At 63.6% G+C, this 14014-nt stretch carries 14 protein-coding genes; 7 read left to right on the forward strand and 7 right to left on the reverse strand.

The annotated features are described in order from the left end of the window. Positions 1 to 92 precede the first annotated feature (92 nt). The gene (locus BSY16_RS19335) at positions 93 to 353 is read right to left on the reverse strand and encodes an ArsR/SmtB family transcription factor (RefSeq protein ID WP_069061183.1); all 261 of its coding nucleotides are present in this window, start codon (positions 351 to 353) and stop codon (positions 93 to 95) included. A 62-nt stretch (positions 354 to 415) separates the two neighbouring features. Next, a complete protein-coding gene (locus BSY16_RS19340) occupies positions 416 to 1186 on the reverse strand; it encodes a sulfite exporter TauE/SafE family protein (protein WP_069061184.1) in 771 nt (256 codons plus the stop codon). Between the two features lie 93 nt (positions 1187 to 1279). Between BSY16_RS19340 and BSY16_RS19345 the strand changes: the two genes are divergently transcribed. The 6 genes from BSY16_RS19345 (at position 1280) to BSY16_RS19370 (ending at position 8034) form a co-directional block, all read left to right on the forward strand. Further along, positions 1280 to 1933 carry a thiamine phosphate synthase gene (locus BSY16_RS19345; protein WP_069061185.1) on the forward strand — a complete coding sequence of 218 codons (654 nt, stop codon included), beginning with the start codon at positions 1280 to 1282 and terminating at the stop codon, positions 1931 to 1933. A gap of 9 nt (positions 1934 to 1942) precedes the next feature. Next, positions 1943 to 3082 (forward strand): tetratricopeptide repeat protein, encoded by a 1140-nt coding sequence (locus tag BSY16_RS19350; protein WP_069061186.1) that lies wholly within the window; start codon positions 1943 to 1945, stop codon positions 3080 to 3082. Positions 3083 to 3262: 180 nt separating this feature from the next. Beyond that, on the forward strand, positions 3263 to 4063 hold the full coding sequence (locus tag BSY16_RS19355) for an inositol monophosphatase family protein (protein WP_069061187.1): 801 nt from the start codon (positions 3263 to 3265) through the stop codon (positions 4061 to 4063). A 110-nt stretch (positions 4064 to 4173) separates the two neighbouring features. Further along, positions 4174 to 5259, forward strand: coding sequence for a MotA/TolQ/ExbB proton channel family protein (locus BSY16_RS19360; RefSeq protein WP_069061188.1), 1086 nt, complete (start codon positions 4174 to 4176; stop codon positions 5257 to 5259). A gap of 2 nt (positions 5260 to 5261) precedes the next feature. After that, positions 5262 to 6293 (forward strand): peptidoglycan -binding protein, encoded by a 1032-nt coding sequence (locus BSY16_RS19365; protein WP_069061189.1) that lies wholly within the window; start codon positions 5262 to 5264, stop codon positions 6291 to 6293. A gap of 97 nt (positions 6294 to 6390) precedes the next feature. Next, positions 6391 to 8034: an FAD-binding dehydrogenase gene (locus BSY16_RS19370; protein ID WP_069061190.1), complete on the forward strand. Its 1644-nt coding sequence runs from the start codon at positions 6391 to 6393 to the stop codon at positions 8032 to 8034. Positions 8035 to 8058: 24 nt separating this feature from the next. Here BSY16_RS19370 and BSY16_RS19375 read toward each other — a convergent pair whose 3' ends face one another. Both BSY16_RS19375 and BSY16_RS19380 read right to left on the reverse strand, forming a co-directional pair. Then, on the reverse strand, positions 8059 to 9018 hold the full coding sequence (locus BSY16_RS19375) for a Bug family tripartite tricarboxylate transporter substrate binding protein (protein WP_502696014.1): 960 nt from the start codon (positions 9016 to 9018) through the stop codon (positions 8059 to 8061). Between the two features lie 113 nt (positions 9019 to 9131). Further along, on the reverse strand, positions 9132 to 10955 hold the full coding sequence (locus BSY16_RS19380; RefSeq protein ID WP_069061192.1) for an ABC transporter transmembrane domain-containing protein: 1824 nt from the start codon (positions 10953 to 10955) through the stop codon (positions 9132 to 9134). 190 nt (positions 10956 to 11145) lie between these two features. Between BSY16_RS19380 and rpmE the strand changes: the two genes are divergently transcribed. Further along, positions 11146 to 11367 carry a 50S ribosomal protein L31 gene (gene rpmE / locus BSY16_RS19385; protein WP_069061193.1) on the forward strand — a complete coding sequence of 74 codons (222 nt, stop codon included), beginning with the start codon at positions 11146 to 11148 and terminating at the stop codon, positions 11365 to 11367. A gap of 164 nt (positions 11368 to 11531) precedes the next feature. On the opposite strand, the gene rcdA is transcribed toward rpmE, so the two are convergent. From rcdA to BSY16_RS19400, 3 genes are all read right to left on the reverse strand, one after another. Then, positions 11532 to 12050 carry a protease adaptor protein RcdA gene (gene rcdA, locus BSY16_RS19390; protein WP_069061194.1) on the reverse strand — a complete coding sequence of 173 codons (519 nt, stop codon included), beginning with the start codon at positions 12048 to 12050 and terminating at the stop codon, positions 11532 to 11534. 382 nt (positions 12051 to 12432) lie between these two features. Next, positions 12433 to 12624: a DUF1192 domain-containing protein gene (locus BSY16_RS19395; RefSeq protein ID WP_069061195.1), complete on the reverse strand. Its 192-nt coding sequence runs from the start codon at positions 12622 to 12624 to the stop codon at positions 12433 to 12435. Beyond that, a complete protein-coding gene (locus tag BSY16_RS19400) occupies positions 12621 to 13898 on the reverse strand; it encodes an MFS transporter (protein ID WP_069061196.1) in 1278 nt (425 codons plus the stop codon). The genes BSY16_RS19395 and BSY16_RS19400 overlap by 4 nt, the downstream gene beginning before the upstream one ends. Between the last annotated feature and the right edge of the window lie 116 nt (positions 13899 to 14014).

The following is a 14014-nucleotide window of genomic DNA, read 5'->3' on the forward strand; positions in this document are numbered from 1 at the left end:
CCGTAAAATGAAATCGTAGACGTCGAGACGCCCTGGCCCGCTTGAAACGCGCGCCGGGGCGTTCTGTTTTAAGACGGGGCGGTGGGCTCTGTTCAGGCCCAGAACTGGTCGAGCCAGAGATTGAGCCCATCGAAACCCTTGGCGTTGATCGCGTAGATGCGCTTTGTGCCCTGGGATTTCACGCTGACGAGATTGGAATCGAGCAGCGCCTTCAGGTGCTGGGAGACGGCCGGGCGGCTGATCGGCAGACCTTCGGAGAGTTCATTGACGGTGCGCGGTGCACGCCGCAGTTCCTCCAGCAGGAACCTGCGGTTTGGATCGGCAATCGCAGCGAAGGGATCGGGGTGCGCCATGGCTGAACGCTATGGCAAAGCAGCATTTGCGGCAAGTATTTTGTGCGCTGCAAAGTAACGCTTTAGACGAAGGCGCCCACGCCGTCATAGACAAGCTTGAGGCCGGCGATGAAGGCCATGGCGTACATGAAGGGATAGAAGACTTCCGGCTTCATGCGCTTGACCATGAACCCGCCGAGAGCCGTCGCCACGATGGCAAGCGGCACGAGCGTGGCAGAGATGGTGAGATTTGTCGTGTCGAGCTGGCCGAGCGCGAAATAGGGGCCGAGCTTGATGAAGTTGAGGATGGCGAAGAAGCGTACGGCGGCGCCGGTATAGTCGCGCGGCGGCAGTTTCAGCGGCAGGCCATAGACCTGGAAAGGTGCGCCGCCGGCATGCGCGACGAAACTGCCGTAGCCGGAAAGCGTGCCGAAGAAGGCGGCGGGGAGGAGGCGATGCGGTTTCGCCTGCACGATATGGCCGTGGCGCGCACGCCAGCTGATATAGAAATAGCGAACGGCGAAGAGCACGGTGATGAGGCCGATGATGAGGCGCAACGCATCGCGCGGCACATAGGCCGAGGTCGCCCAGCCGATGGCGATGCCGAGCAGGGCGCCGGGCAGCAGCATTTTCAAGAGCGTGCGGTCGTTGTGCTCGCGCCAGATCCAGAGCGAGACGCAGTCCATCACGACGAGGATCGGCAGCAGGATCGCGGCGGCCTGCACCGGCGGCACGGCCATGGCGAGCAGCGGTACGCCCATCAGTGCCAGCGCCTCACCCATCCCGCCCTTCGTCAGGCCGACCAGGAGAACCGCAGGGATGGCAGCGTAGTAGATGGAGGGGTCGATGGACATGGAGGGCGATTGATCCTGTTCGTTCTTCCGTCTAACCGCTTTGATCTGTTATGACGAGCCCCGACTATCTGAACCCAAGGGAAGTGCCCATTCATGTCCGACGTCGAAAACCGCTGCCGCCTGGTGTTGATCCTGCCCGAGGGCGACGACCTTTCCGCGCGCGCCGCAATGCTGGAAGGCGCGCTGAAGGGCGGTGACGTTGCCTCGGTGATCCTGCCGCAATACGGTCTCGATGACGGCCTGTTCCAGAAACATGCCGAAGTGCTGGTGGCGATCGTGCAGAATGCTGGCGCCGCGGCCCTTGTCGCCGGCGATACGCGGGTCGCGGGCCGTGTGAAGGCCGATGGCATTCATGTGACGGGTGCCATCGGGGAGCTGGCCGAGGCCGTGGAGAAGTTCACGCCGCAGCTTATCGTCGGCGGCGGCAACGCCACCGACCGGCACAAGGCGCTGGAGATCGGCGATGTGCAGCCGGATTACATCTTCTTCGGCAAGATCGGCGGTGACATCAAGCCGGAAGCGCACCCGAAGAACCTGGCGCTTGCCGAATGGTGGGCCTCGATGGTGGAAATTCCCTGCATCGTGCTCGGCGGCACGGATCCGCAGTCGGCGCTTGCCGCAGCCGAGACCGGCGCGGAGTTCGTGGCGCTCGACAAGGCGGTGTTTGCCGATCCCGCGCAGGCGCCGCATGTAATTGCTGCCGTCAACGCTCTCCTTGACGAAAAAGCGCCACGGTTTGGGGAATAGTAGGCGCTCATGATCAGGGCCATGTTCTTTCAAGCTTGCCGTATGGTGCCGGTGGCGTTTCTCGCCACGGGCGTTCTCGTGGTTGCGCCCGCCTGGGCGCAGACAGTGAAGAAGGGGCCGTCGGTCACTGCCGGCGACAGCGGAGCGGAAGCAAAAGACCAGACGCCCGAAGCCGAACCTGCATCCGTCGAAGACAAGCCCACTGCGAAAACCGACAAGGACAAGCCTGCCGACGGCCCGTCGTCCGGGCTTTCGGTGCTGGACCGCATGGGTGTGGACCTGCCGGCGCTGCCGAAGGAAAAGCCCTTTGCCGGCAAGGTCGACGAGGCCTATGGCGCCTTCCAGCGCGGACATTACTTGACGGCGATGGAACTTGCGCTGCCGCGCGCGCAACTGGGCGATCCGGCGGCGCAGACGCTGGTGGCGGAAATTCTCGATCGCGGCCTCGGCGTGAAGCGTAACCGCGACCAGGCCATGTTCTGGTACGAGCAGGCGGCAGGCGGTGGCGATCCGACCGGCATGTTCAAATATGCGGTCCTCCTGATGGAGCGCTCGGGCTCGAAAGAGGACCGCAAGAAGGCCGACGAACTGATGAAGAAGGCGGCCGACCTCGGCAATGCCTCGGCACAGTTCAACTATGGCCAAGTGCTGGTTGCCGATAGTCCCGGTGAAAAGGGCCTGCGCGATGCGCTGCCCTACTACGAAAAATCCGCCGAGCAGGGCATTGCGGATGCGCAGTACGCCCTGTCGCAGATCTACATCAACCTGACTGACCTGCCAGAAGAAAAGACCAAGCGGGCGCGTGAATGGCTGCTGCGCGCCGCGCGTGCCGGTTTCGACACTGCCCAACTCGATCTCGGCATGTGGCTGGTGAACGGCACCGCTGGCGAACGCGACTACGATGCCGGCTTCAAATGGATGAAACGGGCGGCTGACGGCGGCAATCCGGTTGCCCAGAGCAAGCTTGCCCAGCTCTATATCCATGCGCTCGGCACGCGGCCGGACCCTGTCGAGGCGGCGAAATGGTTCGTGCTGGCACGCCGCGCCGGCCTCAACGACCCGTCGCTGGAGGACTTTTATCTCGGCCTCAACGACGAGCAGCAGAAGGCGGCGGTCACCGCGGCGAACAAGTATCGCTCGGGCTCTTAACCACCCCCATTTACCCTGTTGCACGATGCGATACCCTGCATTGCAGCGGATGCAGGGGCTCAAGACTTGAAACTTCGGGGGATTTGTGGTCTTGAGGCCTCAAATCCCGGTCCCGGTGCGTTTGCGCGCCGCGGCTCTTGCCGTCCCCGAGCGCCGGATATTCCCGAAGGACTTAAGTTTATGGCTCGTTCAGCTCTTCTCAACGTCATGGTTCAGGCCGCTTTCAAGGCCGGAAAATCGCTCTCCCGTGATTTCGGCGAAGTGCAGAACCTGCAGGTCTCGGTCAAGGGGCCGGGTGAATACGTCGCGCAGGCCGACCGCAAGGCGGAAAAGCTGATCCGTGACGAGCTCTTGAAGGCGCGCCCGACCTATGGCTTCCTCGGCGCCGATGGCGAAGAGAGCATCGGCACGGACGGTGCGCATCGCTGGATCGTCAACCCACTCGACGGCACGACGAATTTCCTGCACGGCATTCCGCTTTTCGCCAGCACCATCGCGCTGGAGCGCAACGGCGAAATCGTCGCGGCCGTGGTGCTGAACGCCGCGACGGACGAGCTTTTCACCGCCGAGCGCGGCGGTGGCGCCTTTGTCAACGACCGTCGCCTGCGCGTCGCCGCCCGCAAGAGCCTCTCCGATGCCGTCATCGGTTGTAGCGTGCCGCATCTTGGCGATGGTAATCACGGCAAGTTCCTCATCGAGCTGCGCCATGTAATGGGCGAGGTCGCCGGCGTGCGCCGTCTCGGCTCCCCCGCACTGGACCTCGCCTATGTCGCGGCCGGCCGTTTCGACGGTTTCTGGGAACGGGACCTCGCGCCGTGGGACATCGCGGCCGGCATTCTTCTGATTCGCGAAGCCGGCGGATATGCAAGCGATCTCGATGGCGGTAGCGCGATGTTCGACACCGGCACGATCGTCGCCGGCAACGAATACATCCACAAGGCGCTGCGCGACGTCGTGCATCGCCCGGTGCCCACCCGTTAAAAGCCTGTATCCGGGCGGCGCATTCCGCGCCGCTGTTGCTGCTAAGCCCTTCAATTCGGCTTAATCTTCCTCTAGTCTCCGCCGCGACGAGGAAGTGGAGATGCGACGACATGGCGAAGCTTGGGCTGTCGGGCTGGGGAGGATCAGCCGGGACCGGGGACGATTACCCCCACAAACTCTCAAGCCCCATGGCCTTCTTCTGGACGATGGTGATCTTCCTCATCATCGTCGGCTTCGTGGCTGCCATCCTCTTCCGCCAGGCGCAGACAGCCTTCCTCAGCAATCCGGGTCTCAACGGCCTGATTATCGGCGTGCTGCTGATCGGCATTCTCCTGGTCTTCAACCATGTGCTGGCGTTGCGGCCGGAAGTTCGCTGGTTCAATTCCTTCCGCGCGGCGGGCAGCGCCGAGAAGGTCGGGCGCGATCCGGTGCTGCTTGCACCGATGCGCGCGCTGATCGGCCGCCGGCATTCCGTCGCGCTCTCGGCCAATGCGTTGCGCTCGATCCTCGATTCCATCGCGACCCGCCTCGACGAATCCCGTGATACGTCGCGCTATCTTATCGGCCTGCTCGTCTTCCTCGGCCTGCTCGGCACCTTCTGGGGTCTGCTCGGCACGATCGGCTCGATCAGCGCGGTCATCCAGTCGCTCGATGCCGGTGGCGGCACCACGAACGACATCCTGACCGCCCTGAAACAGGGCCTGTCCGCGCCGCTCGAGGGCATGGGAACGGCCTTCTCCACCTCGCTTTTCGGTCTGGCAAGCTCGCTGATCCTCGGCTTCCTCGATCTGCAGGCCGGGCGCGCGCAGAACCGTTTCTATACCGAACTGGAAAACTGGCTTTCCTCGGTCACGGACGTCGGCTCCGAACTCCAGCCGGTTGCCGACATGGCCGCGGGTTCTTCCTCCGCCGACGTGCAGGCTCTGGCGGAGCAGATTCTGAAGCTTGCGCATGACGGCGGCGGCAGCCACCGTTCGACGGCGGCGATGGCAAGCCTTGCAGAAGGCATCCAGGGCCTCGTCAAGAACATGCGCAGCGAACAGCAGATGCTGCGCGACTGGATCGAGGCGCAACAGGAAGAAGCCAAGGCGCTGCGCCGCACGCTCGACCGGCTTGCGGCGCGCAGCGGCGAGAAAAACGTCGAGCGGCTGCCCGAGCGCACGACAGAGAAAGCCCACAAGGCCGGGGGCGAGTAGAGATGGCGCTCGCCCGCAACCGGCGCAGCCAGCGCACGGTCGATTACTGGCCGGGCTTCGTCGATGCGCTGTCGACGCTCTTGCTCTCCATCATGTTCCTGCTGACGGTGTTCGTTCTGGCGCAGTTCTTCCTGAGCCGCGAAATTTCCGGCAAGGACGACGTGCTGAACCGGCTGACCAGCCAGATCAACGAGCTGACCCAGCTTCTGGCGCTCGAAAAGAGTGGCAAGCAGGATATCGAGGATGCGCTCGCCAATCTCCAGGCGTCGCTCGCCCAGTCGGAAAGCGACCGTTCCCGCTTGCAGCAATTGCTCGACAGCGGTTCGGGCGTTTCGGACCAGGCGACCGCACGCGTGACGACGCTTGAAGGCGAGCTCGATTCGGAAAAGCAGGTCAGCGCCCGCGCCATGAGCCAGATCGAACTGTTGAACCAGCAGATCGCAGCGCTGCGCAGCCAGATTGCAGCAGTGGAAGAGGCGCTTCAGGCCTCGGAGGCGAAGGATAGTTCGTCGCAGGCGAAGATTGCCGATCTTGGCCGTCGCCTCAACGTCGCGCTGGCGCAGCGTGTACAGGAACTCAACCGCTATCGCTCCGACTTCTTCGGGCGCCTGCGGGAAATCCTCTCCGATCGCGAAAACATCCGCATCGTCGGCGACCGGTTCGTCTTCCAGTCGGAAGTGCTGTTTCCGTCCGGCGGTAACGAGTTGAACCCGGAGGGGCAGGTGGAGATGCGCAAGCTCGCCACCGCGCTGCTGGATCTCGCCAGGGAAATTCCGTCCGAGATCAACTGGGTGCTGCGCGTCGATGGCCATACCGACAACGTGCCGCTCTCCGGCACGGGGCGCTACCGCGACAACTGGGAGCTTTCCTCGGCGCGTGCGACCTCGGTGGTTAAATTCCTGATTGCCAATGGCGTACCAGCCAATCGGCTCGTCGCGGCGGGTTTCGGCGAATTCCAACCGATCGCCGAAGGCAGCGACGATTCCGCCCGCGCCACCAATCGCCGCATCGAGTTGAAGCTCACCGAACGATAGTGGCCTGGTGCCGTCTGGCGCGACCATTCTCATCGGCATGTTGATCTTACGCGTACGTACGCGTAAGTTTTTTCGACATAGCGACGGGAGGCGGTTTATGGATTGCGACCTGCTGGTGATCGGGGCGGGGCTGGCTGGCCTCGTGGCGGCGACGGAAGCGGCGGCGCGGGGCCTCAAGGTGATCATCCTTGACCAGGAAGGCGAGCAGAGCCTTGGCGGGCAGGCCTTCTGGTCGCTCGGTGGTCTTTTCTTCGTCGATAGTCCGGAACAGCGGCGTTTGCGCATCCGTGACAGCATGGCGCTCGCCCGGCAGGACTGGTTCGGCTCCGCGGGTTTCGACCGGCCTGAGGATCATTGGCCGCGTCGCTGGGCGGAAGCCTATCTCGATTTTGCGAGTGGTGAGAAACGCGCCTGGCTGCACGCCATGGGCATGCGCTGGTTCCCCGTCGTCGGTTGGGCCGAGCGCGGCGGCGGGCTTGCGACCGGCCACGGCAATTCCGTGCCGCGCTTCCACGTGACTTGGGGTACTGGCCCCGGCGTGCTTGCGCCGTTCATCCGACGGGCTCAGGAGCTTCGGGCTTCCAATGCGCTGGCCTTCCGTTTCCGCCACCGAGTCGATGGCCTGATCGTCGAAAACGGCGCCGTCGTCGGTGCGCATGGCGCTGTCTTGACGCCGGACGTTGCGGAGCGCGGCCGGTCAACCTCTCGCGAGGTGGTTGGCGATTTCCGTTTCCGGGCGGGCGCCGTGCTTGTGTCCTCCGGCGGCATCGGCGGCAATCACGAACTGGTGCGGCAGAACTGGCCGCGTGATCGTCTGGGTGAGCCACCCGCCTTTATGGTGAGCGGCGTGCCGGCCCATGTCGATGGCCGCATGCTGGCGATCACGCAAGCTGCCGGCGGTTCGGTCATCAATGGCGACCGCATGTGGCACTATACGGAAGGGTTGAGGAACTGGGATCCGATCTGGCCCGGCCACGGTATCCGCATCCTGCCCGGTCCGTCCTCGCTCTGGCTGGACGCACGCGGGCGGCGCTTTCCAGCGCCGGCCATGCCGGGCTTCGACACGCTGGCGACCCTGAAGGCCATCCGCGCAACAGGGTATGACCACAGCTGGTTCATCCTGACGAAGGCGATCATCAAGAAGGAATTTGCCCTGTCGGGCTCCGAGCAGAACCCGGATCTGACCGGCAAGGATATTCCACTGCTCCTGAAGCGGCTCGGCAAGAACCCGCCCGGTCCCGTGCAGGCCTTCATGGACAAGGGGGCGGATTTTGTCGTGCGCAACGATCTTGGCGACCTCGTCTCCGCGATGAACACGCTGACGGGGGAGGCCTTGCTGGACGTCGAGCAGGTGCGGGCCGAGGTGGAAGCGCGCGACCGCGCGATCGACAATCCCTTCTCGAAGGATGCGCAGGTGACTGCCATCCGCGGCGCACGCGCCTATCTCGGCGACAAGTTGATGCGCACCGCGCGGCCGCATCGTCTGCTTGATCCGAAGGCGGGGCCTTTGATTGCCGTGCGTCTCAACATCCTGACGCGCAAGAGCCTGGGTGGCCTCCAGACGGACCTTTCCGGGCGCGTGCTGGAACTGTCCGGCAAGCCGGTGCCGGGCCTTTATGCGGCCGGGGAGGTCGCCGGTTTCGGCGGCGGCGGTGTGCATGGCTATAATGCGCTGGAAGGCACTTTCCTTGGCGGGTGCCTGTTTTCCGGGCGTGTGGCGGGCAGGGCCGTCGGCGCCTGAAGACGCCGACGGCCTGGATGTCGCTCAATCCATCTGGATCTTGGCGCCTTCGACGACCGGCTTCCACTTGGCAAGCTCGGCGGTCACATGCTTGCCGAGTTCTTCGGGCGTCGAGCCGACGATGGTGGCGCTGAACTCCTTCATACGCTCCACGACGGCCGGATCCTTCATGGCGTTGTTGGCCGCTTCGTTGAGCTTTGCCACGACCTCCGTCGGCGTGCCGGCCGGAGCGAAGAGGGCGTTCCACGTATAGGTCTCGTAGCCGGGAATGCCGGATTCGGCGATCGTCGGCACATCCGGGAAGGAGGCTGCACGTTCCTTCGTCGTGACAGCGAGCGCACGTAGCGTGCCGGCCTTGATGTGGCTAGACGAGGAGGGCAGGTTGTCGAACATGATCGGGATCTGGTTGCCGATCACGTCGTTCAGGGCCGGACCGGAGCCCTTGTAGGGCACATGCTGCATGCTGACGCTGGCCATGCTCTTGAAGAGTTCGCCGGAAAGATGTAGCGGCGTGCCGTTGCCGGAGGAGGCATAGCTGTAGGCTTCCGGATCGGCCTTCAGCAGTGCCAGAAGCTCTTCCACGTTTTTCGCCGGCAATTCCGGGTTCACCACCAGCACGTTCGGCACGATGACCAGCAGCGAGACCGGCGCAAAATCCTTTTCCGCATCATAGGGATTTGTTTTCAGGATCAGCGGGTTCAGTGCGTGGGTGGCGACCGTTCCCATCAGGATCGTGTAGCCATCCGGCTCGGCACGCGCCACGCGGTCGGCACCAAGGCTGCCGCCGGCGCCGCCGACATTTTCGACGATGACCTGCTGGCCGAGGCTGTCGCCCATCTTCTGCGCGATGATGCGCGCCACCACGTCGGTCGATCCGCCGGCGGCGAAGGGCACGACGAGCGTAATGGTCCGGTCGGGGAATTGCTGGGCGCTGGCGGGCAGGCCGAGTGCCAGCGATGCAAGCACGGTGGTGCCAAGCGCCATAAGGGTACGGCGGGTGAGCGTCGAAAATGCCACGTGGTTTTCCTCCCAAGGTGACGTGAAGTCCGCCTCCTCAGGATAGGGCACTTGCCCCGCGAAACAAGTGTCGGCGACGATCAACCGGCCGCGTGGGCCTCTCCGAGGAACGCCTGGCCGCCATGGTCGAACTGCAACCGCGCAAGACGGGCATAAAGCCCATTCTGCTGGACGAGCGACTGGTGGGTGCCCTCTTCGACGACGCGGCCTGCTTCCATGACGAGGATGCGGTCAGCCTTGAGCACGGTGGCGAGGCGGTGCGCGATGACGATGGTCGTACGCTTGCCCATCTGGCCGTCGAGCGCCTTTTGCACCAGCGTCTCGCTTTCGGCGTCAAGCGCCGAGGTCGCCTCGTCGAGCAACAGCAATGGCGCATCCTTCAGGATGGCGCGCGCGATGGCAATACGCTGGCGCTGGCCGCCGGAGAGCGTGACACCACGCTCGCCGACCATCGTGTCATAGCCCATGTCGAGCCGCGCGATGAATTCTTCCGCCTGGGCGGCGCGGGCGGCGGCGCGGATCGCCTCGTCGCTGACATCGGTCATGCCGAAGGCGATGTTGTCGCGGATCGTCGCGGCAAAGATGGTGACGTCCTGCGGCACCAGCGCGATGCGGCGGCGCAGTTCTTCCGGATCCGCGGTGCGCAGATCGATACCGTCGAGGGTGATCGTGCCCGAATCGGGATCGTAGAAGCGCAGGACGAGAGAGAGGATCGTGCTCTTGCCGGCGCCGGAGGGGCCAACTATCGCGACCGTCTCGCCCTGTTTGACGGCAAAGCTCAGGCCGTTGACGCTGCGATAACCGGGGCGGGCTGGATAGGAGAAATGCACATCCTGGAAGGCGATTTCGCCGCGGGCGGGGAGTGGCAGTCGGACCGCATTGGTGAGCGCGGCGATCGCTGGCACCTCGGCAAGCAGTTCCGTCAGGCGTTCGGCCGCCCCAGCAGCCTGCGAAAGCTCGCCCCACACTTCGGACAGGGCGCCGAGGCTGCCGGCGGCGAAGACGGCGTAGAGCAGGAACTGGCCCAGCGTGCCGGCGGAAAGTGTACCGGACAGCACGTCGCGCGCCCCGAACCACAACACGGCAACCACCGAACCGAAGATCATGGCGATCGCAAAGCCTGTCAGCAGCGAGCGGGCGCGGATGGCGGAGCGGGCGGCGCCATAGGCGCTCTCGACCTCGCCGAAGAAGCGGGCGCGGGCGGCGTCTTCCGCATTGAACGCCTGGAGCGTGCGGGTCGCGCCGATTGCCTCGCCGGCATAGGCGGAGGCTGCGGCCAGTGTATCCTGCGCCTCGCGCGAGCGGCGGCGCACCGAGCGGCCAAAGGCGACGAGCGGGAAGACGATGACGGGAATGGCGGCGATGACGAGGCTCGACAGTTTCGGGCTGGTATAGACCATCATGGCGATGGCGCCGAGACAGAGGATGAGGTTGCGCAGCGCGACGGAGGCGGTGGCGCCCACGGCGGATTTGATCTGCGTCGTATCTGCGGTCAGCCGCGAGACGATCTCGCCGGACTGGTTGACGTCGAAGAAAGCCGGCGAGAGTTTTGTCACATGGGCGAAGACGTCGCGGCGAAGATCGGCGACGATGCGTTCGCCAAGTGTGATGACGAAATAATAGCGCATGCCGCTCGCCAGCGCGAGCAGGCCGGCCAGCACGAAGAGCATCGTGAAATAGGTGTTGATGAAGCCGGCACCGGCGCCGGAAAAGCCGTGGTCGATCATGCGCCGCACGGCAAGCGGCAGGACGAGCGTCGTGACGGCCGCCATAACGAGGGCGACCAGCGCGCCAGCAACGAGACCACGGTAGCGGCCGATATAAGGAATAAGCCTGCCCAGCGGACGGACGGTGCGGCGCTCGGTTTTCGCCGGCGCGACTGCTTCTCTGTCTGTGGACACCATACCCCCATTCCCAGTGCCTGGCGGCACGAATTGTCTTTCGGCTCTTGTTATCCAGACGGCCTTCATGTATAGGCTCGCCATCGAATTGGGAAGCCGTAGGTCAGACCGACCGCGGCTTCATTTACGTCTTTGGCCTCGCTGCCGCAATGCGTTGCGACAAATGGCCCCCGGAACAAGCAGGAAGAGTGTCATGAAGGCTGATATCCATCCCGACTACCACGTCATCAAGGTCGTCATGACCGACGGCACCGAATACGAAACCCGTTCGACCTGGGGTTCGGCCGGCGCCACGATGAACCTCGAAATCGACCCGAAGTCCCACCCGGCCTGGACCGGCGGCAACCAGCACATGCTGGACCGCGGCGGCCGCGTTTCCAAGTTCAAGAAGCGCTTCGAAGGCCTCGGCCTCTAATTCGCTTCCACTGGATGATTTCAAGAACCCGGCTTCGGCCGGGTTTTTTGTTGCCTGGATTTGGCGGCAACCGGATGAGGGGGCTTGTTCGATGACAGCAAGAACGCAGGCAACAAAAAACCCGGCCGAAGCCGGGTCATCGTTTCACCGTGTCTGTGGACCGCTCAGTTGTTGCCGAAAGCGGTCTGCAGCAGGTTGATCTGGGCCTGCACGCTGTTCTGGTTGACCGGCTCGAAGGCCTGGACTTCCTGCGGGCGGTAAATCTCGCGGTCGAGCAGTGCGACGCGATTCTGCAGGCGGAGCGACCGTTCGATGAGGTCGCGGAAGGCTTCCGGCAGATCGTTCCAGCCGGGCGCGGTCTTGTCGACGTTGAAGCTGTCGAGACGCACCTTGTTCTTTTCCGACAGCACCTGGTCGCGGCTCATCTCGCCATTGTTGACGGCGCGCTGGAGAAGCAGCCAGGAGGCCATCTGCATCAGGCGGGTGGTGAGGCGCATCGATTCAGCTGCATACAGCACCGAGGCCATGCGCGGCAGTACCTTGGAGGCCTGGCGCCCGACGCCGTCGAGATAGCTTGCAGTCTCTTCGACGAGACCCATGCCTTCGGCGTACAGGGATTTGAATTGCGCCGACGACGCAACGTGGCCAGCGAAGCTGACGGTATTCAATCCTCTTTCGGACATGGTGTCATCCCTGTTGAACGCATCACACTGCAGGTAACGGAAGGTTGGCGCTCTGTGTTCCAAGCGGCCTTTTAATGTCTCAAGGATGATCCCATAACCTAATTCGCGCAAGGGCATTCTTAATAAAGGGTTAATCTCCACAATTCTTTCGGCACAGGTGCACCGCGCGGGCGCGTGCAAACAAAAAAAGAGCCGCGGAAAGCGGCTCTCAAGGTAAAACAGGGAGAAAATCAGACCGATTCCCCGAAGGGTGAAAATGTCTGAACCCGGAAGAACCGGATGGGCAAGTAATAACGTGTAAGGCTTAATGACCGGTTAACTCTATTGTCGGTTTGCCATCTGCTGTGCCTTTTCGGCAAGGCTGCGGCGATCTGGCACGCCTCTAGCGGAAGAGATTTTCTGCCGCCGATCGGCTTGCGCCCTTCCTTGCCTTCTCCGCTTCAAGACGGTCGATCTCCGTCCGAAGCAGGTCGATTCGCGCTGCCAGTTCATCGACCGAGAGCAGCGACAGGTCGCTGCCGATCTCGTGCGCGGTCTTTTTCAACGGACGTCCGTCTTCGTCGAAGAGGCTCATGCGGTTTTCTCCTCCGATTGTTCGTCGGCGGCTTGCGGCTGGGTAAGCGCGCGCGGCGAGAGCTGAAGGCTTTCCGGCGTCATCATGGTGCCGGGGTTGATGGTCGTGTAGGCGTCGCGCATCTCGGCCGGCAGCGCGGCGCGGCGACGGCTGCGGAAGATGGCGTAGGCGGTGATCAGGATATGCGCCGAGCAGGTCACCATGAAGAGTGCATAGGGGCCAACCGCCGACATGATCGGACCGCCGAGCGTCGGGCCGATGATCGTGCCGACGCCATAGAGCAGCAGCAGGCCGCCGGAGACTTTTACGAAGTCCTCGGGGCTGGCGAAGTCGTTGGCATGCGAAACGGCGATTGGATAGAGCGCATTGGCCATCGCGCCATAGAGCGCCGTCAGCACCAGAAGCACGGTGACAGAGGCCGGCTGGAAAACGAAGAGCGAGAAGCCGGCACCGGCGGCGATGGCCGAGAGCACGGCGAGCACGATGCGTCGGTCGATGCGGTCGGACATGCGGCCGGCCGGCAACTGCATGACGGCGCCGGCAAAGATCGCCACGCTCATCATGATGGCGATCGTGCTGGAGGACAGGCCGGCATTGGCGCCGAAGACGGCACCCAGCGTGCCGAAGGCGCCGTTGGCGATGCCGATCAGCACGATGCCGACGCAGGCGACGGGGGAGGTGCGGAAAAGGGCTGGAATATCGAGCCGCACCTGTTTCAAAGGCTGCGGCGAGGCGGCGGTCGACAGCGTCGTCGGCAGCATGGCGAAGCAGTAGAGAATGCCGGCGAACATGAAGAGCATCGGCGTCGTCACGTCGCCGAGCGCCACCGTCATCTGGCCGCCGACGGTGCCGATCAGCGTGATGGCAATGTAGAGGGAGAAGATCAGCCCGCGGCTCTCGTTGGTGGCGCGCTCGTTCAGCCAGCTTTCGATGATCATCGACGTGCCGGCGATCGAGAAGCCGGTGACGGCGCGCAGCACGATCCACCAGAACGGATCGACGAGCATTCCGGTCAAAAGTGCGATGATGGCGATCAGCGAGGCGAAGCCGGAAAAGGCGCGTACATGGCCGATGCGTTTGACGATGGTTGGCGCCATCAGGCAGCCGAGCACGAAGCCGGACGCCCAGGACGTGCCGAGCAGGCCGAGCATCGTCGTCTCATAGCCTTCGAAGGCGCCGCGCATGGGCAGCAGCAGGCCGTGCAGGCCGTTCCCCAGGAAAAGGAACAGGGTGCCCATGAGAAGCGCGAAGACGGAAATGAGATTGTTACGCATAGGATTTCCGTGAGTTTCGCCAATGGGAAAGGAATAGCGCACCTGTTGCCGATTGCCAGATGCAAAGGCGACGCGCACACGATTTTCAGACGACGTGTTGGTCGCTTGGAAAAATG

This window comes from Sinorhizobium sp. RAC02 (assembly GCF_001713395.1).
Taxonomy (GTDB): domain Bacteria; phylum Pseudomonadota; class Alphaproteobacteria; order Rhizobiales; family Rhizobiaceae; genus Shinella.

What these genes read in the sequence shown, in the direction of transcription:
- BSY16_RS19335 (WP_069061183.1), bottom strand. Translation starts at nt 353, where the DNA reads ATGGCGCACCCCGATCCCTTCGCTGCGATTGCCGATCCAAACCGCAGG.
- BSY16_RS19340 (WP_069061184.1), bottom strand. Translation starts at nt 1,186, where the DNA reads ATGTCCATCGACCCCTCCATCTACTACGCTGCCATCCCTGCGGTTCTC.
- BSY16_RS19345 (WP_069061185.1), top strand. Translation starts at nt 1,280, where the DNA reads ATGTCCGACGTCGAAAACCGCTGCCGCCTGGTGTTGATCCTGCCCGAG.
- BSY16_RS19350 (WP_069061186.1), top strand. Translation starts at nt 1,943, where the DNA reads ATGATCAGGGCCATGTTCTTTCAAGCTTGCCGTATGGTGCCGGTGGCG.
- BSY16_RS19355 (WP_069061187.1), top strand. Translation starts at nt 3,263, where the DNA reads ATGGCTCGTTCAGCTCTTCTCAACGTCATGGTTCAGGCCGCTTTCAAG.
- BSY16_RS19360 (WP_069061188.1), top strand. Translation starts at nt 4,174, where the DNA reads ATGGCGAAGCTTGGGCTGTCGGGCTGGGGAGGATCAGCCGGGACCGGG.
- BSY16_RS19365 (WP_069061189.1), top strand. Translation starts at nt 5,262, where the DNA reads ATGGCGCTCGCCCGCAACCGGCGCAGCCAGCGCACGGTCGATTACTGG.
- BSY16_RS19370 (WP_069061190.1), top strand. Translation starts at nt 6,391, where the DNA reads ATGGATTGCGACCTGCTGGTGATCGGGGCGGGGCTGGCTGGCCTCGTG.
- BSY16_RS19375 (WP_502696014.1), bottom strand. Translation starts at nt 9,018, where the DNA reads ATGGCGCTTGGCACCACCGTGCTTGCATCGCTGGCACTCGGCCTGCCC.
- BSY16_RS19380 (WP_069061192.1), bottom strand. Translation starts at nt 10,955, where the DNA reads ATGGTGTCCACAGACAGAGAAGCAGTCGCGCCGGCGAAAACCGAGCGC.
- rpmE (WP_069061193.1), top strand. Translation starts at nt 11,146, where the DNA reads ATGAAGGCTGATATCCATCCCGACTACCACGTCATCAAGGTCGTCATG.
- rcdA (WP_069061194.1), bottom strand. Translation starts at nt 12,050, where the DNA reads ATGTCCGAAAGAGGATTGAATACCGTCAGCTTCGCTGGCCACGTTGCG.
- BSY16_RS19395 (WP_069061195.1), bottom strand. Translation starts at nt 12,624, where the DNA reads ATGAGCCTCTTCGACGAAGACGGACGTCCGTTGAAAAAGACCGCGCAC.
- BSY16_RS19400 (WP_069061196.1), bottom strand. Translation starts at nt 13,898, where the DNA reads ATGCGTAACAATCTCATTTCCGTCTTCGCGCTTCTCATGGGCACCCTG.